Below are 1,034 nucleotides of genomic sequence, written 5' to 3'. Positions count from 1 at the left end.
CTATCGATTATTTTATTAGTCACTAATTTTAAATAACTTTTTCAAAAACAATAAGTCTTTGAAAATTTAAACTTTGTAGTAAAATCACATTGCCACCGGTGGCAATAACTGCTAATGTTAACCTATTATAATAATTCCAATTACAGCAGCAGGATACAAGATGAATAATCAACGACGCTATTTTCTTAAAGCATTAGCTTCTAGCACTTTGGTAACAGCAACTTTAATGGGCTGTCAGTCAGCGCCTTTGCTCAATGTTTTTGAAGCGCCTATTAGCGCAGACGATTGGCAAATGGCTGAACATATAAAAGCTAAGATAGTCGTCCCAACCTTCCCTGCTAAGCAATTTAATATTAAAGACTTTGGTGCAAAAGAAAATGGTCAACATGATTGTACACAGGCCATTAAAAACGCCATTGAAGCCTGCCACGCACAAGGAGGTGGTCAGGTCTACATTCCAAATGGCACCTACTTGACCGGTGCCATTCATTTACTTTCTAACGTAAATTTACACTTGGCTGATAAGGCAATATTAAGTTTCAGCACTGATCCTAATCATTACTTACCAGAGGTATTTACTCGCTGGGAAGGCTTAGAAATGATGGGCTACTCACCACTGATTTATGCTTATGAACAAGAAAACATTGCCATCACAGGTAAAGGAACACTGCAAGGAAATGGTGATAACCAAACATGGTGGCCTTGGAAGGGACCACACAAGGAAGGTCATTGGGATTTAATTAAAGATAGCCAAGGTAAAGTATTGCACCAGCGTGAAGCACGTGATCAGTTAATGGTTGATGCCGAAGCTGGTGTGCCTGTCAGCCAACGTATATACAGTACTGGTGCCTATTTACGCCCTCCTTTTATTCAACCGTATAAATGTAAAAATATTTTAATCGAAGGCGTAACAATTAAAAACTCACCTTTTTGGTTAGTGAACCCGGTTTTATGCCAAAGTGTTACGGTTGATAACGTCAATTTTTCAAGCCATGGTCCTAATTCAGACGGCTGTGATCCAGAAAGTTGTGACC

At 39.1% G+C, this 1,034-nt stretch carries 1 protein-coding gene; it reads left to right on the top strand.

Going from position 1 to position 1,034, the window contains the following annotated elements; translation table 11 throughout:
* Positions 1–160: 160 nt before the first annotated feature.
* Positions 161–1,034 (top strand): glycosyl hydrolase family 28-related protein (locus H5232_RS23395; protein ID WP_310736904.1); only part of this gene is annotated, 874 nt, incomplete at its 3' end.

The organism is Pseudoalteromonas sp. SG41-5, from assembly GCF_014164495.1.
Taxonomy (GTDB): domain Bacteria; phylum Pseudomonadota; class Gammaproteobacteria; order Enterobacterales; family Alteromonadaceae; genus Pseudoalteromonas; species Pseudoalteromonas rhizosphaerae.
The sequence above is the reverse complement of the archived record's forward strand: the minus strand, read 5'-3'. Positions and strand labels throughout refer to the sequence as shown.